The sequence below is a fragment of the Rathayibacter sp. AC451 genome, assembly GCF_979253095.1.
The window spans coordinates 1,597,656-1,619,985 of the sequence record NZ_CEEDBD010000001.1; the positions used below are offsets into that span (position 1 = coordinate 1,597,656).

A 22,330-nucleotide genomic window follows, 5' to 3' on the forward strand; every position below is an offset into this window, starting at 1 on the left:
GCCCCGACGCCGCGGCCGGACCACCGCGCGGCGCCAGGGACTCCCGCGGGGCGAGCGCTCCGCGGTCGCTGCGCTGAAGGAGCACCCATGTCGGGCAACAGAGCCGTCGCCTACAAGTCCCCCGGAGTCGTCGAGGTCATCGACATCGACTACCCGACCTTCGAGCTGAAGGACGGTCCGGGCGTCAATCCGGCCAACATCGGCCGGAAGCTGCCGCACGGCGCGATCCTGCGCACCGTGTCCACCAACATCTGCGGATCGGACCAGCACATGGTCCGCGGTCGCACGACCGCCCCGTCCGACCTCGTGCTCGGGCACGAGATCACCGGCGAGGTCGTCGAGGTCGGGCCCGACGTCGAGTTCGTGAAGGTCGGCGACATCGTCTCGGTGCCGTTCAACATCGCCTGCGGCCGCTGCCGCAACTGCAAGGAGCGCAAGACCGGCATCTGCCTGAACGTGAACCCGGACCGCCCGGGCAGCGCCTACGGCTACGTCGACATGGGCGGCTGGGTCGGCGGGCAGGCCGAGTACGTGATGGTGCCCTACGCGGACTGGAACCTGCTCGTGTTCCCGGACCGCGACCAGGCGCTCGAGAAGATCCTCGATCTCACGATGCTCTCGGACATCTTCCCGACCGGCTTCCACGGCGCGGTCACCGCGGGCGTCGGCGTCGGCTCCACCGTCTACGTCGCAGGCGCCGGTCCGGTGGGCCTCGCCGCGGCCGTCGGCGCGCAGCTGCTGGGAGCCGCCGTCGTCATCGTCGCGGACCTCAACGAGGAGCGGCTCGCCCAGGCGCGCTCCTTCGGCTGCGAGACCGTCGACGTCTCCAAGGGCGACCCGGCCGGGCAGATCGAGCAGATCCTCGGCGTGCCGGAGGTCGACTGCGGAGTCGACGCCGTCGGCTTCGAAGCGCACGGCAACGGACCCGATTCGCATCAGGAGGCTCCGGCGACGGTGCTGAACTCGCTGATGTCGATCACGGCGGCGGGTGGCGCCCTCGGCATCCCGGGCCTCTACGTCACGGGCGACCCGGGCGGAGTGGACGACGCGGCGAAGGAGGGCTCGCTCTCGATCCGGCTGGGTCTGGGCTGGGCGAAGTCGCTGTCGTTCACCACGGGCCAGTGCCCGGTGATGAAGTACAACCGCCAGCTGATGATGGCGATCCTGCACGACCGGGTGCACATCGCGGACGCGGTGCAGGCCACCGCGATCACGCTCGACGAGGCTCCGCGCGGCTACGCGGACTTCGACAAGGGCGCGGCGAAGAAGTTCGTGCTGAACCCCAACGGGTACCTCGGCTGAGCGATCGGCGGGGTCCGCGCGATGCGGGCCCCGCCCTGCTCCCGGCCAGAATGAGGGGATGAGCGCGCACCGGCACGAGGCGACCGACTGGGACGACGCCCGGCGGCGCGCCGCCGAGGCGGTCGCGATGGGACCGGTCGTCGAGGTCCCGCTCCTCGCCGCACGCGGAGCGGTGCTCGCCGGACCCGTCGCGACGACCCGTCCGCTCCCGCACTACGACTCGTCGGCGATGGACGGCTGGGCGGTGCGCGGCGCGGGACCGTGGCGGCTCGAGGACGGGGTCGCCGCTCCGATCGTCACCGGCGGCGTCGTGCCGGACTGGTGCGACGCGGTCGTGCCCACCGAGCAGGGCCGCGTCGACGACGGCCTGCTCTCGAGCTCGGCGGTCCTGCCGCACGGGCGCCACGTGCGCCGCGCCGGGGACGAGGCCGCGCCCGGGACGGTGCTGGTCGGAGCCGGCACCCGCCTCACTCCTGCCCACCTCGCGCTGCTCGCGGTCGCGGGCGTCGACCGCATCGGCGTGCGTCGTCCGTGCCTCGTCGACCTCCTCCTCACCGGCGACGAGATCGACACCGAGGGGGCGCCCGCGGCCGGGCGGGTCCGCGACGCGTTCACCCCGCTCCTCCCCTCGTTCGTCGAGGGCGTCGGCGGAGCGGTGGGCGAGGTCGACCGGCTGCGCGACGACGACCACGCGATCGCCGCGCGGCTCTCGGCGGGGACGGCGCCGATCCGTCTGACGACCGGCGGGACCGGGCGCTCGCGGGCGGACGCCGTGCGGCGAGCACTGACCCTCGCAGGAGCCACGGTGCTGGTCGACGGCGTCGACATGCGTCCCGGTCACCCGACGATGCTCGCGGTGCTGCCAGGAGGCGCGCTCGTGATCGCGCTGCCGGGCAACCCCCTCGCGGCGCTGCTCGCCGCGCTGTCGTTCCTGCCCCCGGCGCTCGACGCCGCGGCCGGAGCGACGCCGCGCGTCCCCGGCACCGGAACACTGGGCGAGCCGCTCGGCAGGCCGTCGACGACGGTGCTCGTCCCCGTCTCGCGCGGCGAGGGCGGCTGGCGGGCCGCGGCGGGCATCCGCTCGCACATGCTCACGGGGCTCGCGGCCTCGGAGGCCGTCGCGGTGGTGCCGGCCGGCGGCGCGCAGGCCGGCGACCCGGTCCGCCTCCTGCCGCTGCCCTGGTAGCGGTCAGGCGACGGGCTCGAGCCGGACGACGACCGACTTCGACGTGGGCGTGCCGCTGATCCTGGCGGTCGAGTCGAGCGGCACCAGCACATTGGTCTCGGGGTAGTAGGCGGCCGCGCAGCCGCGCGGGGTGTCGTAGGCGACGGTCCGGAACTCCGGTGCGCGGCGCTCGACGCCGTCCTCCCACTCCGACACGAGGTCGACCATCGCGCCGTCGGCGATGCCGAGCGCGGCGAGATCCGAGGCGTTCACGAAGACCACGCGCCGCCCGCCGTGGATGCCGCGGTAGCGGTCGTCGCGGCCGTAGATCGTGGTGTTGAACTGGTCGTGCGAGCGCAGGGTCTGCAGCAGCAGCCGTCCCTCGGGCACGCGGGGGTACTCGAGCGGGTTCGCGGTGAAGCGCGCCCGGCCGGTCGCCGTCTCGAAGCGGCGCTCGTCGCGCGGCGGATGCGGGAGGACGAAGCCGCCGGGGGCGCTCACCCGCGCTTCGAAGTCCTCGAATCCGGGGACGACGTTCGCGATGTGCCCGCGGATGAGGCGGTAGTCCTCGCGCAGTGCCGCCCAGTCGACGACCGGGGCGTTCTCGCGACCCGCGAGCAGCCGCTCCGCGATCCCGGTGAGGATCGCCACCTCGGAGCGCAGGTGCTCGCTCGGCGGAGCGAGGCGACCGCGCGAGGCGTGCACGGCGCTCATCGAGTCCTCGACCGTGACCCGCTGCTCCCCCGTGGCACGGACGTCCGCGTCGGTGCGGCCGAGCGTCGGCAGGATCAGTGCCCGGCGCCCGGTGACGACGTGCGAGCGGTTCAGCTTGGTCGACACGTGCACGGTGAGCGCGAGCGAGCGCATCGCCGCCTCGGTCACGGCGGTGTCGGGGGTGGCGCGCGCGAAGTTGCCGCCGAGTCCCATGAAGACCCGCGCCGCTCCGTCGCGCATGGCGCGGATCGCCGCGACGGTGTCGGTGCCGTGCTTCCGCGGCGACGAGAACGAGAACTCCGCGTCGAGCCGGTCGTGGAAGACGTCCGGCATCCGCTCGAAGATGCCCATCGTGCGGTCGCCCTGCACGTTGGAGTGGCCGCGGACGGGGCAGACGCCCGCGCCGGGCTTGCCGATGCTGCCGGTGAGCAGCAGCACGTTCACGACGTCCTTGAGCGTGGCGACGGAGTGGCGGTGCTGGGTGAGTCCCATCGCCCAGCAGACGATCGTGCCCTCGGACGCGGCGATCAGCTCGGCGATCGCGCGGATCCGCGCCTCGTCGATCCCGCTGCCGACCTCGATCTCGGACCACTCGGCGCCGCGCAGCTCGTCGAGGTAGGCCTCGAGCCCGTCGGTGCTCTGCTCGATGAACGCGCGGTCGAACACCCCGCCGCGCAACTCCTCGAGGTCGAGCAGCGCCTTGCCGAAGCCCTGGAACAGGGCCTGGTCACCGCCGAGCCGGACCTGCAGGAAGTGGTCGGCGAGGGCGGTGCCTCCGCCGATCGTGCCGCGCACGGTCTGCGGGTTGTCGAAGCGGAGCAGTCCCGCCTCGGGCAGCGGGTTGATCGCCACGATCGTGCTACCGGCCCGCTTCGCGCGCTCGAGCGAGGTGAGCATGCGCGGGTGGTTCGTGCCCGGGTTCTGCCCGGCGACGATGATCAGCGGCGCGCGCTCGATGTCGCGGAGGCTGACCGACCCCTTGCCGATGCCGATCGTCTCGGTCAGCGCGGACCCGCTGGACTCGTGGCACATGTTCGAGCAGTCGGGGAGGTTGTTGGTGCCGAAGCCGCGCACCAGCAGCTGGTAGACGAAAGCGGCCTCGTTGGAGGTGCGGCCGGAGGTGTAGAAGATCGCCTCGTCCGGGCTCGCGCAGGCGCGCAGCTCCTCGGCGACGAGGTCGAGCGCCTGGTCCCAGCCGATCGGGCGGTAGTGGGTCGCGCCCTCCTCGAGCAGCATCGGCTCGGTGAGGCGGCCCTGCTGGCCGAGGGCGAAGTCGTCCCAGGTCTCGAGCTCGGCGAGCGAGTGCTGCGCGAAGAAGGCCGGGGTGACGGTGCGGAGGGTCGCCTCCTCGGCCACCGCCTTCGCCCCGTTCTCGCAGAACTCGGCGACGTGGCGCTTGTCGGCCTCGGGCCAGGCGCACCCGGGGCAGTCGAAGCCGGTCTTCTGGTTCACGCGGAGCAACGTCTCGGCGCTGCGCAGCGGACCCATCTGCTTCATCGAGATCTGCAGGGCGTGCGCGACTCCGGGGATGCCGACCGCACGGTGCTTGCGGGCGCCGACCGTGAGGCCTCGCTCGTCGATCGGAGTCTCTCGGGGTGCGGCGTCATCGACCATCCCTGCATGCTACGTCGCGCAGCCGGGGATCGGAGGGGCGCCCCGGTGTCGCGCGGCCGGTGCGAGGATGGACAGCACCGCTCGAAGAGGAGACCGACATGAGCCGCGCGAGCACGAGGACCCGACTGACCGCCGTCCGACTCGCGGAGCCGGACCGCCGCCGAGAGGACGTGCTCGCGGTCGAGGAGCCGCTCGAGATCCGCGTGGGGGGCCGCCGGTTCAGCGTGACGATGCGCACCCCGGGCGAGGACTTCGATCTGGTCGCGGGCTTCCTGGTCTCGGAGGGGGTGCTCACCGCGACCGACCAGCTCGCGGCGCTGCGCTACTGCGCCAGCGGCTCGGGTCCGGGCGAGAACACGTACAACGTCGTCGATGCGACCGTGCGCGGCGGGCGCGCGGCGGTGCTCCTGGAGCGGGAGCGATCGGTGTACACGAGCAGCTCGTGCGGAGTCTGCGGGCTCGCGTCGCTGGACGCGGTGACGACGGAGTCGGCGTGGACCGTCGACGAGGACGGGGTGGCGGCCTCGTCGGAGCTGATCGCATCGCTCCCGGATCGGCTGCGCGAGGCGCAAGCCCTCTTCGAGCGGACCGGCGGGGTGCACGCGGCGGGGCTGTTCGAGGCCGACGGCACGCTGCTCTGCCTCCGCGAGGACGTGGGTCGGCACAACGCGGTCGACAAGGTGGTGGGCTGGGGGCTGCGCGAGGGGCGGCTCCCGCTGCGCGGGACGCTGCTGCAGGTGTCGGGGCGCGCGTCGTTCGAGCTGGTGCAGAAGGCCGTGATGGCGGGGATCCCGCTGCTCGCGGCGGTCGGGGCGCCGTCGTCGCTGGCGGTGGACCTGGCGCGGCGGGCGGGTCTCACGCTGATCGGCTTCAGCCGCGGATCCGGCTTCAACGTCTACTCGGGCGAGGAGCGGGTGCGGGAGGGGTGAGCGGCGACCGCCGTCCGGCGGCGGCGGGTCTCTGAGGAGAAGTCACCGCACGGGTGGCTGCAGCCTGCTGATCGAGGAGGCCGCGCAGCGGGCGTATCGAGATCCACCATCAGCAGAGGACCTGACCTCAGCGCGGGGCTGCTGGCGGACGGGGGTCTCGATACGCCCCTGCGGGGCTGCTCGACCAGCAGGAGTCGTGCGGGGCTACTCGTCCAGCACGGGAGACGGTGCGCCGAAGTACGACGTCTCCCGGCTCAGGCGGACAGGAACTTCACGGCGACCGGGGCGAACGTCTCCCAGTACTGGAAGATCCCGCCGTGGCCGGAGTTCGGGTAGATGACGAGCTCGGACCCGGCGATGCGCCTGTGCAGATCGCGGGACAGCACCGACGGCACCATGCGGTCGTTGTCGCCGTTGGCGATGAGGGTCGGCTGGGTGATGATCGAGAGGTCCGACGGGGCGGAGCGGCCGAACCGCTGGATCGCCTTGAGCTGGGTGGTGAAGGCCTTGTTGCTGATCTTCTCGTCGCGATCCACCGTGCGCTCCTTCAGGCGTCCGACGAACTCCTTCGCCGCCTTCTTGCCGGCGGCGTCGCGGTTGAAGAAGAGGAACTCCTTGATGTCGGAGCGGGCGAGGACCGAGCGGACGAGGTCGTAGTAGGTGACTCCCACGACCTTGTCCATGTCCTTCCCGCCGCGCGGGCCGGTGCCGGTGAGCACCAGCCTGCGCACCAGCTCGGGGTGCTTCACGACGACGTCCTGGGCGATCATGCCGCCCATCGAGAACGAGAAGATGTCGATCGTGTCGTAGCCGAGGCCGCGGATGAAGGCGTACGCATCGTCGGCCGCCTCCTCGATCGTGCCCGGAACGGTGCCGCCGGACGCGCCGACGCCCTGCTGGTCGAAGGTGATCACGCGGCGGTTCTGGGCGATCGCATCGACGATGCGCGGGTCCCAGTTGTCGAGGGTCGCGGCCAGGTGCACGAAGAAGACGACGGGGACCGTCTCCTCCGGGCCGAGCTCGCGGTACGCGAAGGTCTTGCCGTGCGTGGTGATGCTCTTCGCGGGGGCGAGTGCGTAGGACGTGATGACGGGGTCTGCGGCGCTCATGGTGGGTGCTCCTTCTGGAACGGTCGCGCGGGGAGGGGTGGGGGTCAGAGGCCGAGGACGACGGTCTTGCCGCGGGCGCGGGACGAGTGCAGCGACTCCATCGCGGCGGGCGTCTCGTGGAAGGGGAACGTCGCTCCGACGACCGGGCGCAGGGCCCCGGCGTCGACGAGCTCGGTGATCCGGTCCAGCTGCTCGCCGCTGGCGCGCATGAAGAGGAACTCGTAGCCCACCCCCAGGTTCTTCGCCTGCCCGCGGATCTTGCGGCTGAGAGCGGCGACCGCGAGGCGCAGCACCGGGTTCATGCCGCTCGCCTTCGCGAAGGCGGGGTCGGGCGGGCCGGAGACGCCGACGGCCCCTCCCCCCGCGCCGGAGGACCCGGAGCGACTTCTCCGAGATTCTCGCCGCCGAGACTGTCGAGCACGAGGTCGTACCCGGAGAGCTCCTGCTCGAAGTCCTGCGAGCGGTAGTCGAGGACGACGTCGGCACCCAGCTCCCGGACGAAGTCGGCGTTGGCGGCGGAGGCCGTCGTCGCGACATGCGCGCCGAGGTGCTTCGCGAGCTGGATCGCGATGCTGCCCAGGCCTCCGGAGCCGGCGTGGATCAGCACCTTCTGACCGGGCTGGACCCGCCCCCTCTCGACGAGCGCCTGCCAGGCGGTCAGCGCGACCAGGGGCAGGGAGGCGGCGTCGACGGCGCTGATCGAGGACGGGGCGCGGGCCACGTCGGCCTCGTCGATCGCGATCCGCTCGGCGAAGGTGCCGATGCGGTGGTCGCGGGGGCGGGCGTAGACGTTGTCGCCGACCTGCACCCGGCGCACCTCGGCACCCACGCGCAGGACCGTGCCGGCGACGTCGTGCCCGAGGACGAACGGCGTCTTGTACGGGAGGAGCGTCGTGAACTCCCCCGCCCGGATCTTCTCGTCGAGCTGGTTGAGGCCGGCGGCCGCGACCTGCACGAGGACGTCGCGGGGGCCGACCACGGGCTCGGCGACGTCGGTCTCGTGGAGGGGCTGCTTGTAGGCGTCGAGGACGAATGCTCGCATGGGGGGTGTCTCCTGGTGAGGTGTGCGGGTCGCGGATCAGCGGCGGAGGAAGGTCCGGACGGCGTCGAGGACGGCGAGCCGGTTCTGGGGCACCGCTCCGTGGCCGGAGTCGGAGAAGACGATCACGAGAGCGTCGTCGAAGCGGCGGCGCAGCGGTTCGGTGTTCTCGGGCGGGACCATGCGGTCGGCATCGCCGTGCAGGATCAGCGCGGGCTGGGGGAACGTGCGTCCGGGTGCCGGCTGCCCGCCCCAGCGCTTCACCGCCTGCAGCTGGGCGCGGAGGACACCGAGCGGGACCGGACGGTCGCGGTCGGCCCGACGGCGCTTCAGCCGCGCGTCGTGCTCGACCGCCGCCCGGCGGCCGACCGGAGTGCGGGTGAAGAAGAGCAGAGCCGTGGGGTCGGTGGCGGTCAGCGCCCCTCGCAGGATGGTGCGGACCATCACGCCGGTCATCCGGGTGAGGCCCGGCCCGCCCTCCGGGCCGGTCGACGCGAGGACCACGCGGTCGACGAGGGCCGGTGCCCGCTCGAGGACCGCCTGGGCGACCATCCCGCCCATCGACTGGCCGAAGAGGTCGATCCGCTCGAGCCCCAGCGCCCCGACCGCGGCGATGAGGTCGTCGGCCGCCTCCTCGAAGGACCGTCGCACCCCGCCGCCCGAGCCGCCGACCCCGCGGTACCCGATCAGCAGGACCCGGCGCTCGGCGGCCAGCGGGTCGACGACCTCCGGGTCCCAGCTGTCGAGATCGGCGCCGAGGCGGGTGAGGGCGACGAGCGGAGGCACTCCGTCGCGGGCGGTGCCGAGGTCGCGGTACACGACGTCCTCGCCGCGCACGCGCAGTCGGCGCGTCGGTGCACCGAGGAAGGACGCCCGTCCCGCCTCCGCGTTCGATGACCCTGCCATGTCGATCCGGTCTCCTGTCCGATCCGGCGGCGGGAGGTGCTCCTCCCCGCTCATCCGAGTAGACTCAAGCATGAGCACACTCAGTAATTTTGTCAACGAGGAGTCGCATGGGTTCGGAGGAGAAGCCGCCGGGCCGTCGTGAGCGGGCGAAGGAGGACAAGCAGCGCCGCATCGAGCAGGCGGCGCGCGCGCTCTTCGCCGAGCGGGGAGTGGGCGGAGTGACCACCCAGCAGATCGCCGACCGCGCCGACGTGGCGATCGGCACGCTCTACCTCTACGCCGCGACGAAGGCCGAGCTGCTGGTCATGGTGCAGAACCGGAAGTTCGGAGCGGCCATCGACGACGGGCTCGCCGCCGCCCGGGCGCCGGCGAGTGACGCCCTCGAGAGGGTCCTCGCCCTGATCACGCCCGTCGTCGCCTGCGTCCGCGAGCATCCGGAGAACGGGCGGATCTATCTGCACGAGCTCGTGTCCGGCGACCCGGAGGAGGAGCACCGCCGCGAAGGCCTGGCCCTGTCGCAGCGGCTCGAGGAGGGGGTGGGCGGCATCCTGCGCCTGGACAGCAGGATCGACCGGCTCGATGCGGCGATCCGCGCCCGCGTGATCACGTCCGTCATCCACGTGACGACGACGGCGACCCTCCACCTCGGCGATCCGCTGCCGACCCTCCTCGCGCACCTCCGCCGCCAGATCGCCGTCGTGGTGCCGGGCCGGGGCGAGGGAGAACGGGTCGGAGCGCCCTGACGCGGAGGTGGGACGGACGCGGTCCCTCGTCGACGCGGGCCGCGAGCAGGGCGGAGCACCCCGGGCGTGGGCGGGTCTCGATACGCCCCTTCAGGGCTCCGCGACCAGCAGCTGGAACCGAGGTCGGGCCTGCGGACAAGAGCTGGTAACGCGGATGACGGCACTCTCGGACACGGGGGTCTCGATACGCCCCACGGGGCTACTCGACCAGCGAGGGGGCGAGGCGACCGACATCAGGAAGCGGACGGGCGAAGCCCCGTCCCCCACCGACCAGCCGCCACGCGCAGAGGGCCGCGACCCGGAATCGCGTGCCAGCGATTCAGGGCAGCCCGACGCACCCCGCTCCTGGGAACGCGACCACTTCGGAAGCCGACCGCGGGTCGTCTAGCGGCCCGCTAGACGACCGATAAGGACTGCCGGGCGATCTCGAGTTCCTCGTTGGTGGGGATGACGAGGACGGCGACGCGGGAGTCGTCGGTCGAGATGCGGCGGGCTCCGCGGTCGCGGGCCGCGTTGCGCTCGGGGTCGAGCTCGATGCCGAGGCCCTCGAGGCCGCGGAGGGCGCCGGCGCGGACCGCGGGGACGTTCTCGCCGACTCCGGCGGTGAAGACGATCGCGTCGACGCGGCCGAGCTGGGCGTAGTACGCGCCGATGTAGTGGCGGAGGCGGTGGTAGTAGACCTCGAGGGCGGCGGCGGCCTTCTCGTCGCCGGCCTCCGACGCCTCCTGCACGTCGCGCATGTCTCCGCGGCCGGAGAGGCCCAGGAGGCCGCTGCGGCGGTTGAGGACCGCGTCGAGCTCGTCGATCGAGAGGCCCGCCTTGCGGGCGAGGTGGAAGACGACCGCCGGGTCGAGGTCACCGGAGCGAGTGCCCATGACGAGCCCCTCGAGCGGGGTCATGCCCATGGAGGTCTCGACCGAGGCTCCGCCGTCGACCGCGCAGACCGACGCGCCGTTCCCGAGGTGGAGGACGATCGTCCTGAGATCGGAGCGGCGGCGGCCGAGGTAGGCGGCGGCGGCCTCGGACACGAACTTGTGCGACGTGCCGTGGAAGCCGTAGCGGCGGATGCGGTGCTTGTCGGCGAGCTCGGCCGGGATCGCGTACGTCGAGGCCTCGGGCGGCAGGGTGTGGTGGAACGCGGTGTCGAAGACGGCGACGTGCGGCACGTCGGGGAACGCCTTCTGCGCGGCCTCGATGCCCTCGAGGTTCGCCGGGTTGTGCAGGGGGGCGAGGTCGGAGAGGTCCTCGATGTTGATCTTGACGAGGTCGGTGACGACCGTCGCCTCGTAGAAGCGCTTGCCGCCGTGCACGACGCGGTGCCCGACCGCGACGGGCGGGAACTCCGACAGGCTCGGCCCGTTCTCGTCGAAGGCGCGGATCATGGCGTCGAAGCCGGCCGTGTGGTCCGGGATCGGACCCTCGATCTCGATGCTCTCGCCGTCGCGGGTGTGCTTCGTGCGACCCGTCTCCTCGCCGATCCGCTCGACGAGGCCGCTCGCGAGCGTCTCCTCCGTCGTCATCTCGATGAGCTGGTACTTGAACGACGACGAACCGCTGTTGACGACGAGGACGACGGACATGAGGGGACTCCTGGGGGTCGGGGTCGGAGGGGCGGCGACGCGGGTGGCGTCAGCGCACGACGGGGATGGCGGAGGTGGGCGGCACGATCGCCTGCGTCGCGGCCTGGATGGCCGTGATCGCGACGGTGTTGACGATGTCCTGGACGAGGGCGCCGCGGCTGAGGTCGTTGACGGGCTTGCGGAGGCCCTGCAGGACGGGGCCGATCGCGACGGCTCCGGCCGAGCGCTGGACCGCCTTGTAGGTGTTGTTGCCCGTGTTGAGGTCCGGGAAGATGAACACGGTGGCGCGGCCGGCGACCTGCGAGCCGGGCATCTTCGAGGCGGCGACGGCGGCGTCGGCTGCCGCGTCGTACTGGATCGGACCCTCGACCAGCAGGTCGGGACGGCGCTCGCGCACCAGCGCCGTCGCGGCGCGCACCTTCTCGACGTCGGCCCCGGCCCCGCTCTCGCCGGTGGAGTACGAGAGCATCGCGATGCGCGGATCGATGCCGAACTGCTGCGCGGTCTCGGCCGAGGAGATCGCGATGTCGGCCAGCTGCGCCTCGGTGGGATCGGGGTTCACCGCGCAGTCGCCGTAGACGAGCACGCGGTCGGCGAGCGCCATCAGGAACACGCTCGAGACCACCGAGACGCCGGGGCTGGTCTTGATGATCTCGAAACCGGGGCGGATGGTGTGCGCCGTCGTGTGCGCGGCGCCCGAGACCATGCCGTCGGCGAGGCCGAGCTGCACCATCATCGTGCCGAAGTACGAGACGTCGGTGACGGTGTCGAAGGCGTGGTCGTAGGTGATGCCCTTGTGCGCGCGGATGCGGGCGTACTCCTCGGCGAACCGCGCGCGGTGCTCGGGGTCGAGGACGCTGAGCACGCGTGCGCCGTCGATGTCGACGCCGAGGCCCGCGGCCCGGCCGCGCACCTCCGACTCCTCCCCCAGGATCGTCAGGCGCGCGATGCCGCGCTTGAGCACGGTGGCCGCGGCGCGCAGGATGCGGTCGTCGCCGCCCTCGGGCAGCACGATGTGGCGGTCGGCGATGCGGGCGCGCTCGATGAGCCCGTACTCGAACATGAGCGGCGTGACGACGTCGGACCGGCCCACGTCGAGGAGGGTCAGCAGCTCGACCGCGTCGATCGCCTCCTCGACGAGCGCGAGGGAGGTGTCGCGCTTGCGCGGCGAGTCGGCGGCGAGGCGCCCGCGGGCGGCCGTGACGCGCACGGCGGTGTCGTACGTGCCGAGCTCGGTCATGATGATCGGCAGCGGGGTGTCGACGCCCTCGATCAGGCGGACGATCGGCTCGGGCAGCTCGAAGCCGCCGTTGAGGATGATCGCCGAGACGGTCGGGAAGTTGCCGGAGGCGTGCGCCATGATCACCGCGAGCACGACCTCGGGCCGGTCGCCCGGGACGATGACGACGCCGCCCTCCATGAGGCGCGGGAGCACGTTGACCATCGACATGCCGGCGACGACGACGCCGAGCGCCTCGCGGCCGAGCAGCTCGGGGTCGCCGGCGACGACGACCCCGTCGACCGCCTCGACGAGCCGGGACACGCTGGGGGCGACGAGGAACGGATCCTCGCGGATGGCCCAGACGGGGACGCCCGCGGGCAGTCCCCCGCGGATCGCCTCGACGGCGGCGGGGGCGGTGGCGGGATCGGCGCGGTTGGCGATGACTCCGATGAGCGTGGCGTGCGCGGTGCGCAGTTCGACCGCGGCGAGCTCGGTGATCTGCCGCATCTCCTCCGGGGTGCGCGCGGGCGCCTGGCCCAGCTGCTCGCTCCGGGACACGTCGCGCCCGGTGAGGACCAGCAGGACGGGGGCCCCGAGGTTGGCGGCGATGCGGGCGTTGTAGCCCAGCTCGGTGGGGCTGCCGACGTCGGTGTAGTCGGAGCCGAGGATCACGACGGCGTCGCACTGCGCCTCGACGCCCTTGTAGCGCTCGACGATGCGCGAGAGGGCGGCCTCGCCGTCGGCGTGCACGTCCTCGTAGGTGACGCCGATGCAGTCGTCGTAGGCGAGACCTGAGTCGGAGTGGCCGAGCAGCATCTCGAGCACGTAGTCGGGCTCGGAGGTGGAGCGGGCGATGGGGCGGAAGACGCCCACCCGCTGCACCTGGCTGCTGAGCATGTCGAGGACGCCGAGGGCGACCGTGGACTTGCCGGAGTGACCTTCAGCGGACGAGATGTAGATGCTCTGGACCATCGGAGCCACCCTACCGACGGGGCCCGCGGCGAGACTGGGCAGTCGCTCCAGGATGGGAGAGCGTGCACGCGGGGCGGGCTGGGGAGGAGCCGTGCGGTCCCGTTAACGGAGGAAGACCCCCCGCGCACCCGCCAGAGCCCGGTTACCCTTGCTGCGTTTCCGCCCTGGGGGAGTTGGCCTGGATGGCGCCACGCGGGGAGCCGGGAGACAGTCTAACCCGATCCGCGGGAGGTGACGAGCGCCCCGTGGTCTGCAGCGGGCCTCGGTTCCGTGTAGTGTGCATGAGGTCGCGATCACGGTCGCGCCTGGAGGATTCGCCTAGTGGCCTATGGCGCACGCTTGGAAAGCGTGTTGGGTGAAAGCCCTCGGGGGTTCGAATCCCCCATCCTCCGCCGAACGGTGTCCGTCGCTCTCGCCAGCACGGGCACCGTTCTCCTTTTCCCGCGGGGACCGGTGGCGAGGGTCGGAACCGCGTCGGCGGTCGATACGCGTCAACGGGCGACGCGGATCAGCGGGCGATGCGGACGAGCCACTCCTCGAGCAGCATCCGCTCGGCGTCGCTCAGCACGTCGACCGTGCCCAGCGCCGCGCGCAGGGCGACCGCGTGGGCGACGAGGGCGCGGGCCGCGGGATCGGTCGGTCCCGCCTCCGACGTCGTGATGGCCGCGAGGACCGCATCGCGGGAACGCGAGGACAGGTCGTCGTCGCCGTCGTGGCCGGCGGTGAGCGTCAGAGTGCAGCCGAGGGCCGCCGACTGGAGCAGCCGGGCGGCGTGCTCGACATCGACGGTGAGCCGTCCGGCCTCCGCGACGGCGCGGACGTGCGCGAGCAGCGCACCGCGGGACAGGCGCGCCGCCTCCGACTCCTCCCCCGGCCGGGCGGTGAACATCAGGGCGTAGACGTGCGGCTGCGCGAGTCCGAAGGCGACGTGCTGGTCCCAGGCGGCGCGGAGTGCGTCGACGGGATCCTCCGGGGCGTCGCCGCGCTCGAACTCGGCCAGGGCGTCGGCGACGCCCGCGGCGACGACGGAGTCGAGCAGTCCGCGGAGGTCGCCGAAGGTGCGGTAGATGGTGGGCGCCTGGACGCCGGCCGCCGAGCTGATCGCGCGGGTCGAGACGGCGTCGCGGCCCCCCTCGGCCAGCAGCTCGGCGGTCGCCCGGAGGATGCGGTCTCGGGTGCTGAGGCTCTCGGTCACGAGGAGTGACGCTAACACGCGGGCGTTAGCGGGGTCCTCCGGCGCGGGTCGATCTCGATACGCGCGCTGCGCGCGCTCCTCGATCAGCAGGTGGTGCCCGCAGGGCCGCCACCCCCTGGAGGGGCGCCCGCAGGGCCGCCGCCCGCCCTCGTCGAGGCGCCCACAGGGCCGCCGCCGCTGACGGGGTCGGCTGCAAGGCGGACGAGGAAGCGATACCGGCGGTATCGCGACCGAGGACAACGCCGCAGACGGCCCCGTCAGCGGCGGCGGCGGCCCCGTCAGCGGCGGCGGCGGGCGGTGCCGAAGATGCCTCGGACGACCTCGCGGAGCAGGGTCTTGCCGACCGAGGACTCGAGGACCTGTTCGACGACGCCCTTGTCGGCGCGGGAGGTGCGGCTGCGGGTCGTCGGCGCGGTGCGGCGGCGGGTGCGCTCGGCAGCGGCGTCGGCGCGGCGCTCGGCGGCCTCGCGCTCCTTCTCGCGGCGGGCCTGCTCCTTCGCGAGGCGGGCCTCCTCCTCGGCGCGCTCCTCGGCGGCGAGGCGCTCCTCCTCCGCGTCGGCGGCGGCGTCGAGCCGACGGGTGAGGATCTCGCGGGCGGAGTCGCGGTCGAGCGCGGTGCCGTAGCGCGCGAGCAGCGGGGAGCGCTGCACGCTCGCCTCCCGCTCCGACTCCGGGGTCGGCGACATCGAGCCCTGCGGAGCGCGCAGACGCGTCCAGGCTACCGGGGTGGGGGCTCCGCGCTCGTTCATGACCGTCACGATCGCCTCGCCGATCGGCAGGGCCTGGAGCGTCTCGCCGAGGTCGTAGTCCGACTCCGGGTACGTGGACACGGTGGCTCTCAGCGCCTTCGCGTCGTCGGGGGTGTGGGAGCGCAGCTGGTGCTGGATGCGCGAGCCGAGCTGCGCGAGGACGTCGCCCGGGACGTCCTTGGGCGTCTGCGTGACGAAGACGATGCCGACCCCCTTCGAGCGGATGAGGCGCACGGTCTGGGTGATCGCCGCGAGGAAGTCCTTCGACGCGTCGCGGAAGAGCAGGTGCGCCTCGTCGAAGAAGAAGACGAGCTTCGGGCGGTCGAGGTCGCCCACCTCGGGCAGGTCGTTGAAGAGGTCGGCGAGCAGCCACATCAGGAACGTCGAGAAGAGCGCGGGCCGGTCCGCGACTCCGGGGACCTCGAGCAGGCTCACGACGCCGCGGCCGTCGGCGGTGGTGCGGAGGAACTCGGCGGTGTCGATCTCGGGCTCGCCGAAGAACACGTCGGCGCCCTGGTCGGCGAACGCGATGAGCTCGCGGAGGATGACGCCCGCGGTGGCCTTGGACAGACCGCCCAGCTCGGCGAGCTCCCTTGCCCTCGTCGCCGACGAGGTAGGTGAGCACGGCGCGCAGGTCCGAGAGGTCGACGAGCGGGAGGCCCTCGCCCTCGGCGTAGTGGAAGACGAGGCCGAGGCTCGACTCCTGGGTCGCGTTCAGACCCAGGACCTTCGACAGCAGCAGCGGGCCGAAGCCGGTGACGGTCGCGCGCACGGGGATGCCCGTGCCGATGCCGCCCAGGGCGAAGAACTCGGCGGGAGACGCGTCCGCCCGCCACTCCTGGCCGATGGTTCGGGTGCGGGCGAGGAGCTTCTCGTCGGCGGTGCCGGGGGTCGCGAGACCCGAGAGGTCGCCCTTGATGTCGGCGGCGAACACCGGGACTCCGGCGGCCGAGAGCTGCTCGGCGAGGACCTGCAGCGTCTTGGTCTTGCCGGTGCCGGTCGCGCCCACGACGAGACCGTGGCGGTTGAGCATGCCGAGCGGCAGGCGGACGGGGACGTCGGGACGGGCCTCGCCGTTGACGAGGGCGCCGAGCTCGAGGACCGGGCCGGCGAAGGCGTAGCCGGCGCGGACGGCGTCGACGGACGATTCGGCGAGGGGGCCCGGGGCCGCCGGAGCCGCCTCGGGAGCCGCGTCGCCCTGCACCGCCTCGACGAGCCGGACGTCGTCGACGACCGCGCTCGCCTCCTCCGGACCCGAGACGGCGCCCAGAGCCGCGGCGGCCGCCTCGGCGCGCTCGAGGGCCCGAGCCGCCTCGGCCTGCAGTGCGCGGGCGGCCTCGAGTGCCGCTCGCGCCTCGTCCCTCGCCGAGGCGAGCCCGTCGTCGTTGGTCATGCGCTCAGCCTAGGGTCGCGTGTCCTCGCGGACGTGCCAGGCCTGGCCGTACCCGCCCTCCTCGATCGGGCGCGCCATCAGCTCGAGGAACGGAGCCGCGTCGAACGCCTCGGGACCGAGCACCCCCGCGCCCGACCAGGCGCCGGTGGCGAGCATCTCGAGGGCCACGACGGGGTTCAGCGCCGTCTGCCAGACCACGCACTGGGCGCCGTACTCGGCCATCGTCCACTCGTTGTCGCTCACGTGGTAGAGGTACACCTCGCGGTGGGCGCCGTCCTTCGTGCCGCTGACCCACAGGCCCGCGCAGGTCTTGCCGGTCATGCGGGGGCCGATGCCCGCGGGGTCGGGCAGTGCGGCCGCGACCACGTCGCGCGGAGCGACCATCACGGGGCCCTCCGAGGAGCGCACCCGAATCGGCTCGACGCCGTCCAGGCCCAGCAGGTGCAGAGTGCGCAGGACGCCGATGAACTGCTCGCCGAGCCCGTACTTGAAGGTGACCCGCTTCGCCTCGAGCCAGCGCGGCATGAGGAGCACCTCCTCGTGCTCGACGTTGACGCACTCGACGGGGCCGATGCCCTCGGGGAACTCGAACACCTCGGGCTCGGAGAAGGGCGGCGTGGTGAACCAGCCCCGTCCCTCCTCGTAGACCACCGGCGGGTTCAGGCACTCCTCGATCGTCGTCCAGATCGAGAAGGAGGGAGCGAAGACCTCGGCCCCGCTCTCGTCGCGCACCACGAGGTTCGCCCCGTCGCGCACGCCCAGCTCGTCGATCTCGTCGAAGAGGTGGTCGGAGGCGTAGCGGGCGAAGACGTCCGAGAGGCCGGGCTCGACGCCCATGCCGACGAGGGCGAGCCGCCCGCGCGACTCCCACTCCCCCGCCGCCTCGAACTGCTCGTCGCCGAGCTTGACCCCCGTCTGCGCGTGCGGCTCGTCGGGGTGCGGGCGCGACAGGCTCATGGCCATGTCGACGTAGTCCGCTCCGGCGGCGAGCGCTCCGGCGAAGATCGTCGGCACGAATTTGGGCTCGACGGCGTTCATCACGTGGGTGGCGCCGTGAGCGCGCGCCACGGTCTCGACGCTCTCGGCGTCGGAGGCGTCGATGCGGGCGGCGACGAAGCGGTCCTCGACTCCCTCGACGCCGTGGCGCTCGGCGATCCAGGCGACGGTGCGCTCGGCCCGGGCGAGCTCGTAGTCGCAGACGATGACCTGCTCGAAGAAGGTGCGACGGGCGGCGATCCGGGCGAAGGCGTCGCCGACGCCGCCGGCGCCGACTAGGAGGATTCTCATGCCCCCACCGTAGCGACGGATCGCGTCGTCCACCACGTCGATGGCCGCTGAGAACATCGCTGAGGCGGCCCGTGGGCCACCGATTCCGTCACTCCGGCGCCCCCGCACCCCGCTCGAGCAGGCGGATGAAGCGCGACAGCCGCTCGAGCCCGACGAGCGAGGTGGGCAGCGAGGCGGCGAGCGCCGGCGAGTGCACGAGGTAGGCCGCCCACTTCGCGCGGGAGATCGCCACGTTCAGCCGATTGGACAGGAGGAGGAACTCGAGCCCGCGCGGGACGTCGGCGCCCGAGGACGCCGCGAGGGAGACGATCGCGACCACCGCCTCGCGTCCCTGGAAGAGATCGACGGTGCCCACGGCCGTCTCGTCGAGCCCCGCCGCGTCGAGGGCGGCGCGCAGCAGACCGCCCTGCGCGTTGTAGGGCGCGACCACGATCACATCGGCCGCGGTGAGGCTCCGCTCGCCGTGCTCGTCGACCCAGGTGCGGCCGATCATCGACCGGGCGATCTCGACGACGCGACGGGCCTCGTCGGGCGAGGACGTGGTGTCGCCGGCGTGCACGACCGGGACGGAGTGCAGGCCCGGCCTGACGCCCTCGAGGCGGCGCTCCTCCGGCGCCCGCGACGTCAGGGCGCCCTCGTAGGACAGCTCGGACACGGCGGCGGCGAGCTCGGGGTGCATCCGGTAGGTCTGCGCGAGGAAGTAGCCGTACTCGGCGGGCAGCACGTCGTGGCCGTCGGCCAGCCAGCCGAGCGCCGACTCGTCCACCGGCTCCGGGTGCGAGCCCTGGCTGACCTGGGGCAGCTGCTGCGGATCGCCGAGGAGCAGGAGGCGCTCGGCCGCGAGCGCGCTCGCGATCGTGGGCGCGAGCGAGAACTGGCCCGCCTCGTCGACGACGAGCAGGTCGAGGAGCGGCGGGGCACCGTGCCCGCGTTCGCGAAGGTCCACGCGGTGCCGCCGACGACGCAGCCGCCACCCTCGGCGAGCACCGCGGCGAGCGCCGCTCCGTTCTTCACGGGCGCCCAGGCGACCGCCTCGAGCGCCTCGGCCGAGGTGCCGTTCTTGGGCACCTTGGCGACGCGCGACGGATCGACTCCTCGGCCCACGACCGCCGTGAGCACGTTCTCGACGACGGAGTGGGACTGACCCACGACGCCGACGCGCCAGCCGTGCTCGCGCACGAGGTGGGCGATGACGTGCGAGCCGACGTAGGTCTTGCCGGTGCCGGGCGGGCCCTGCACCGCGAGGGTGGCCCGGTCGAGCCCGAGCAGGGTCTCGACGACGGCACCGATCACGTCGTCGCCGTCGACCGGGGCGACCGCGGCGGGCGGCCTCCGACGCAGCACGTCGAGCGCGGGATCGGGCAGGAGCTCAGGCAGCGCGTCGAGCACCTCGCGGCCCCACTCCGCGATCGCCTCGGGCTGCGGGGCCGCCCGAGGCGGCGGCGCGGGCGCCAGCGCGACGGGGGTGTCGTCGTGCGGGTCCTCCCCCGCCCTCAGCCCCTCCTTGAGCAGGAGGACGATGCGCTCGCCGTCGTCGTCGACCGCGAGGATCTCGGACCGGTCGGACGCGCCGCGCAGCCCGGGTCCGGGCGACGGCGCTCCGGGCGGCGGCGGGGCGTCGTAGACGAGGTAGGGCGAGGATCCGGTGCCGAGCCTGCTCCCCGGCGCGAGTCGGCCGAGGATCCGCAGCTCGCGCGACTGCGTGCGCGCCTTCGGGAGCTTCGACCAGTCGCGGACGACCTCGACCCGGTCGATCATCACGACGTCGCGGACGTCGGCCCATTCGTCGAGGGGCTGGCGGAGGCGGTCGAAGTGCTCCTGCCAGAAGGTCTTGGCCTCGCGGCGGTGGTAGTCGATCGCCGCGCCCGCGAGGGCCAGGGCGGTCTGGTCGGCCGTCCGCTCCCACGGCTCGACGCCCGCCACCTGCTCGAGCAGGGCGACGGCCGTCGGATCGGGCTCGCGCGGAACCGGGAGGTCGACCTCGACGAGCGGCAGGGGCTCGTCGCGGGGCGGCGCGAGCGACAGCAGCCAGTCGCGCAGGCGCAGGGTGGAGCGGCAGTCGTAGGCGTTGTACTCGGCGACGAGATCGAGCTCGCGCTGACCCTTCACGGGGTCGTCGGCGAACGCGGCGCGCGCCTTCACGTAGACGTCGATGCTGTCGGCCGCGTTCGTCACTCCGGACGCGTCGCGCTGCTCGGACCCCATGTAGAGAGGCTCGAGCTTCTTGATGGAGTAGCTGCGCGAGCCCACCCGGAGCCCCCGCCGCACCACCGGGTAGAGGTCGACGAGCACGCCGTCGCGCAGCAGCTGGTCGACCTCCTCCTCGCCGACGCCGTGGCGCAGGGCGAGCGAGAGCAGGTGCGTGCGCTCGTAGGACGCGTAGTGGTAGACGTGCATCCGGGGGTAGCGGGAGCGGCGCTCGCGCAGGAACGCGAGGAAGTCGACGAGCGCCCGCCGCTCGGCGCCGAGGTCGTGCGCCCAGAAGGCCGTGAACCCCTCCTGGTCGTCGACCATGCCGAACAGGTAGTCGAGGCCCCACTCGCGGTTGTCCTCGGTGTGCAGCGGGTCGCCCTCGAAGTCGAAGAAGAGGTCACCCGGGTCGGGAGCGGGCAGGGCGGCGAGCACGGAGGCGTCGACGACCTCGACGGCGGGCACCGGCGAGGACTCGGACAGCACCTGGAGGCGCGCCTGCGCCCGGAGGGCGTCGAGGGTGCCGGCCCCCATCCCCGGGACCGGGCTGTCGTGCTCGGCGAGCGCGTCGAGGGTCGAGACCCCGGCCGCCACCAGCTTCGCCCGCTGGTCGAGCCGCATCCCGGCGACGAGGATCGGATCGCGGTGCGCCTGCACCTCGGGAGCGCAGACGGGGCAGCGCCCGCAGGCCGCGTAGCGCGGGTCGCCCCAGGCGAGCGGCTCGTCGGCAGCCAGGCGCTCGTCCAGCACCGCGCGCAGGCGCGCCCGCTGCACGCGCTGGACCGGCGCGATGGACGCCAGCTCGTGGCTGGTGACCGTGCCGTCCCCGAGCACGAGGTGCACCTGCTCGCCGACGCGGATCCCGCGGGCGCTCATCTGCTCGGCGTAGGCGGCCAGCTGAAGCAGCGCCGGGATCTTGGCGTGCCGGGCGAGCTTGGTGTCGTAGACCTCGTACGCGCCGTCGGCGGTGCGGAGGAGGAAGTCGGAGAAGCCGATGAACGCGCCGTCGAAGAACGTGGCCTGGAACAGGACGTCGACCCCGGCGCGCATCGCCTCGACGGCGGCGTCGGCCGCGGCCGTGTACCCCGCGGGCTCGGGCCGCTCGAACTCGAGGACGTCGTGGGTCCGCTTCAGCTCGGCCAGGAAGCGGTGCTCGTGCTCGTCGCCGAGGACGGCGGTGCGGTCGAGCATCGCGTCGACCACGGGGTCCAGCCGCGGCGACCGGCCCAGCATCGCGTCGAAGCGCCGGAGCACCGCCCACTCGCAGGCCGCCCAGTTCGAGAGGTCGGTGGGGCTCGTGACCACGCGGCCGGCCTCCAGGTACATGCGACTCCCTCCGTGCCGCCGGGCGGCGGACGCCTCCAGGCTAGGGCGACCCTCCGACACCGGGTCGTGGGAGGGTGGACGGGTGACCAGGACGCGCTTCGAGATCATCCCGTCCGACGACATCGCCGAGCGGGCCCGCCGCGCGTTCGCCGAGCCGCCCGCGATCACCCTGACCGTCACGAGCCTCCCGCAGCACGGCACCGAGCGGACGCTGGACGCGGCCGTCGAGCTCGCCGCACTCGGCTTCCGGGTGGTTCCGCATCTCGCCGCGCGCAACGTCGAAGGGCGCCCGGCCCTCGAGCGGGCGCTCGGCCGGCTCGGCGACAGCGGCATCGACGAGGTGTTCGTCGTGTCGGGTGACGCGAAGAAGGCGAGCGGGACCTACTCGACGAGCCTGGAGCTCCTCCGCGACGCCGTCGAGATCACGCCTGACCTGGCCGTCGGCATCGCCGGGTACCCGGAGGGGCACCCGCACCTCTCGGACGAGAGCATCCTGACGCACCTGCGCGAGCGGGCGCCCTTCCTCCGCTCGATCGTCACGCAGATGTGCTTCGACGTCGACGCCGTGGTGCGCTACGCCGAGCTTCTCCGGGCGGAGGGCATCGAGGCGGAGCTGTGGGCCGGGGTGCCGGGACCGGTCGAGCGGGCGAAGCTGCTGAGCCTGGGCGCAAGGATCGGCGTGGGCTCCTCGCTGGGGTTCCTGAAGCGGAGCACCTCGGTGGCGGGCGGCCTGCTGCGCGGCCGGCGGTTCGATCCCACCGCCTTCGTCTCCTGACTCGAGGAGGCCGCGGGCGACCGGCTCCACGGGCTGCACGTCTACACGTTCAACGAGCTCGACGGGCTCGCGCCGCTCGGCTCCTGACCAGGACCTGTTGAACACGATCTCGCGAGCTCC

14 protein-coding genes, 1 tRNA gene, 1 other RNA gene and 2 pseudogenes are annotated in these 22,330 nt (G+C 73.0%); 6 read left to right on the plus strand and 12 right to left on the minus strand.

The window, feature by feature from the left end:
• Nucleotides 1–87 precede the first annotated feature (87 nt).
• On the plus strand, nucleotides 88–1,302 hold the full coding sequence (gene fdhA / locus AC0CID_RS07670; protein ID WP_055791222.1) for a formaldehyde dehydrogenase, glutathione-independent: 1,215 nt from the start codon (nucleotides 88–90) through the stop codon (nucleotides 1,300–1,302).
• A 58-nt stretch (nucleotides 1,303–1,360) separates the two neighbouring features.
• Nucleotides 1,361–2,488 carry a molybdopterin molybdotransferase MoeA gene (locus AC0CID_RS07675; RefSeq protein ID WP_465226327.1) on the plus strand — a complete coding sequence of 376 codons (1,128 nt, stop codon included), beginning with the start codon at nucleotides 1,361–1,363 and terminating at the stop codon, nucleotides 2,486–2,488.
• A gap of 3 nt (nucleotides 2,489–2,491) precedes the next feature.
• Here AC0CID_RS07675 and AC0CID_RS07680 read toward each other — a convergent pair whose 3' ends face one another.
• A complete protein-coding gene (locus AC0CID_RS07680; RefSeq protein WP_465226328.1) occupies nucleotides 2,492–4,795 on the minus strand; it encodes an FdhF/YdeP family oxidoreductase in 2,304 nt (767 codons plus the stop codon).
• A 98-nt stretch (nucleotides 4,796–4,893) separates the two neighbouring features.
• On the opposite strand from AC0CID_RS07680, the gene fdhD reads away from it, so the two are divergent.
• Entirely contained in the window at nucleotides 4,894–5,724 is an 831-nt protein-coding gene (fdhD, locus tag AC0CID_RS07685) for a formate dehydrogenase accessory sulfurtransferase FdhD (protein ID WP_465226329.1), read from the plus strand.
• Nucleotides 5,725–5,978: 254 nt separating this feature from the next.
• Here fdhD and AC0CID_RS07690 read toward each other — a convergent pair whose 3' ends face one another.
• From AC0CID_RS07690 to AC0CID_RS07700, 3 genes and pseudogenes are all read right to left on the minus strand, one after another.
• Complete coding sequence (locus tag AC0CID_RS07690) at nucleotides 5,979–6,833, minus strand: alpha/beta fold hydrolase (protein ID WP_465226330.1); 855 nt, start codon at nucleotides 6,831–6,833, stop codon at nucleotides 5,979–5,981.
• 44 nt (nucleotides 6,834–6,877) lie between these two features.
• Nucleotides 6,878–7,875 (minus strand): annotated as a pseudogene (locus AC0CID_RS07695) (NADP-dependent oxidoreductase).
• Between the two features lie 36 nt (nucleotides 7,876–7,911).
• A complete protein-coding gene (locus AC0CID_RS07700; RefSeq protein WP_465226331.1) occupies nucleotides 7,912–8,778 on the minus strand; it encodes an alpha/beta fold hydrolase in 867 nt (288 codons plus the stop codon).
• 107 nt (nucleotides 8,779–8,885) lie between these two features.
• Between AC0CID_RS07700 and AC0CID_RS07705 the strand changes: the two genes are divergently transcribed.
• Nucleotides 8,886–9,521: a TetR/AcrR family transcriptional regulator gene (locus AC0CID_RS07705; RefSeq protein ID WP_465226332.1), complete on the plus strand. Its 636-nt coding sequence runs from the start codon at nucleotides 8,886–8,888 to the stop codon at nucleotides 9,519–9,521.
• 395 nt (nucleotides 9,522–9,916) lie between these two features.
• Here AC0CID_RS07705 and AC0CID_RS07710 read toward each other — a convergent pair whose 3' ends face one another.
• The 3 genes from AC0CID_RS07710 to ffs form a co-directional block, all read right to left on the minus strand.
• The gene (locus AC0CID_RS07710; protein ID WP_465226333.1) at nucleotides 9,917–11,101 is read right to left on the minus strand and encodes an acetate/propionate family kinase; all 1,185 of its coding nucleotides are present in this window, start codon (nucleotides 11,099–11,101) and stop codon (nucleotides 9,917–9,919) included.
• A gap of 49 nt (nucleotides 11,102–11,150) precedes the next feature.
• Entirely contained in the window at nucleotides 11,151–13,295 is a 2,145-nt protein-coding gene (pta, locus tag AC0CID_RS07715; RefSeq protein WP_465226334.1) for a phosphate acetyltransferase, read from the minus strand.
• A gap of 108 nt (nucleotides 13,296–13,403) precedes the next feature.
• Nucleotides 13,404–13,500, minus strand: an RNA gene (gene ffs, locus AC0CID_RS07720) — signal recognition particle sRNA small type.
• 102 nt (nucleotides 13,501–13,602) lie between these two features.
• Between ffs and AC0CID_RS07725 the strand changes: the two genes are divergently transcribed.
• Nucleotides 13,603–13,687, plus strand: a tRNA-Ser gene (locus AC0CID_RS07725).
• A 116-nt stretch (nucleotides 13,688–13,803) separates the two neighbouring features.
• On the opposite strand, the gene AC0CID_RS07730 is transcribed toward AC0CID_RS07725, so the two are convergent.
• The 5 genes and pseudogenes from AC0CID_RS07730 to AC0CID_RS07750 form a co-directional block, all read right to left on the minus strand.
• Nucleotides 13,804–14,490 carry a TetR/AcrR family transcriptional regulator gene (locus AC0CID_RS07730; protein ID WP_465226335.1) on the minus strand — a complete coding sequence of 229 codons (687 nt, stop codon included), beginning with the start codon at nucleotides 14,488–14,490 and terminating at the stop codon, nucleotides 13,804–13,806.
• Nucleotides 14,491–14,768: 278 nt separating this feature from the next.
• Nucleotides 14,769–16,632 (minus strand): annotated as a pseudogene (locus tag AC0CID_RS07735) (helicase HerA-like domain-containing protein).
• Nucleotides 16,633–16,641: 9 nt separating this feature from the next.
• The gene (locus AC0CID_RS07740; protein WP_465226336.1) at nucleotides 16,642–17,919 is read right to left on the minus strand and encodes a saccharopine dehydrogenase family protein; all 1,278 of its coding nucleotides are present in this window, start codon (nucleotides 17,917–17,919) and stop codon (nucleotides 16,642–16,644) included.
• Between the two features lie 88 nt (nucleotides 17,920–18,007).
• Nucleotides 18,008–18,598, minus strand: a complete 591-nt coding sequence (locus AC0CID_RS07745; protein WP_465228065.1) for a C-terminal helicase domain-containing protein — start codon at nucleotides 18,596–18,598, stop codon at nucleotides 18,008–18,010.
• Nucleotides 18,544–21,435, minus strand: a complete 2,892-nt coding sequence (locus AC0CID_RS07750) for a TM0106 family RecB-like putative nuclease (RefSeq protein WP_465226337.1) — start codon at nucleotides 21,433–21,435, stop codon at nucleotides 18,544–18,546. The genes AC0CID_RS07745 and AC0CID_RS07750 overlap by 55 nt, the downstream gene beginning before the upstream one ends.
• Nucleotides 21,436–21,517: 82 nt before the next feature.
• On the opposite strand from AC0CID_RS07750, the gene AC0CID_RS07755 reads away from it, so the two are divergent.
• A complete protein-coding gene (locus AC0CID_RS07755) occupies nucleotides 21,518–22,210 on the plus strand; it encodes a methylenetetrahydrofolate reductase (protein ID WP_465226338.1) in 693 nt (230 codons plus the stop codon).
• Nucleotides 22,211–22,330: the final 120 nt, after the last annotated feature.

Coding starts and splice junctions, on each gene's coding strand:
- AC0CID_RS07750 (WP_465226337.1), bottom strand. CDS start 21,435: ATGTACCTGGAGGCCGGCCGCGTGGTCACGAGCCCCACCGACCTCTCG.
- pta (WP_465226334.1), bottom strand. CDS start 13,295: ATGGTCCAGAGCATCTACATCTCGTCCGCTGAAGGTCACTCCGGCAAG.
- AC0CID_RS07675 (WP_465226327.1), top strand. CDS start 1,361: ATGAGCGCGCACCGGCACGAGGCGACCGACTGGGACGACGCCCGGCGG.
- AC0CID_RS07680 (WP_465226328.1), bottom strand. CDS start 4,795: ATGGTCGATGACGCCGCACCCCGAGAGACTCCGATCGACGAGCGAGGC.
- AC0CID_RS07690 (WP_465226330.1), bottom strand. CDS start 6,833: ATGAGCGCCGCAGACCCCGTCATCACGTCCTACGCACTCGCCCCCGCG.
- AC0CID_RS07700 (WP_465226331.1), bottom strand. CDS start 8,778: ATGGCAGGGTCATCGAACGCGGAGGCGGGACGGGCGTCCTTCCTCGGT.
- fdhD (WP_465226329.1), top strand. CDS start 4,894: ATGAGCCGCGCGAGCACGAGGACCCGACTGACCGCCGTCCGACTCGCG.
- AC0CID_RS07740 (WP_465226336.1), bottom strand. CDS start 17,919: ATGAGAATCCTCCTAGTCGGCGCCGGCGGCGTCGGCGACGCCTTCGCC.
- AC0CID_RS07745 (WP_465228065.1), bottom strand. CDS start 18,598: ATGCACCCCGAGCTCGCCGCCGCCGTGTCCGAGCTGTCCTACGAGGGC.
- AC0CID_RS07705 (WP_465226332.1), top strand. CDS start 8,886: ATGGGTTCGGAGGAGAAGCCGCCGGGCCGTCGTGAGCGGGCGAAGGAG.
- AC0CID_RS07710 (WP_465226333.1), bottom strand. CDS start 11,101: ATGTCCGTCGTCCTCGTCGTCAACAGCGGTTCGTCGTCGTTCAAGTAC.
- fdhA (WP_055791222.1), top strand. CDS start 88: ATGTCGGGCAACAGAGCCGTCGCCTACAAGTCCCCCGGAGTCGTCGAG.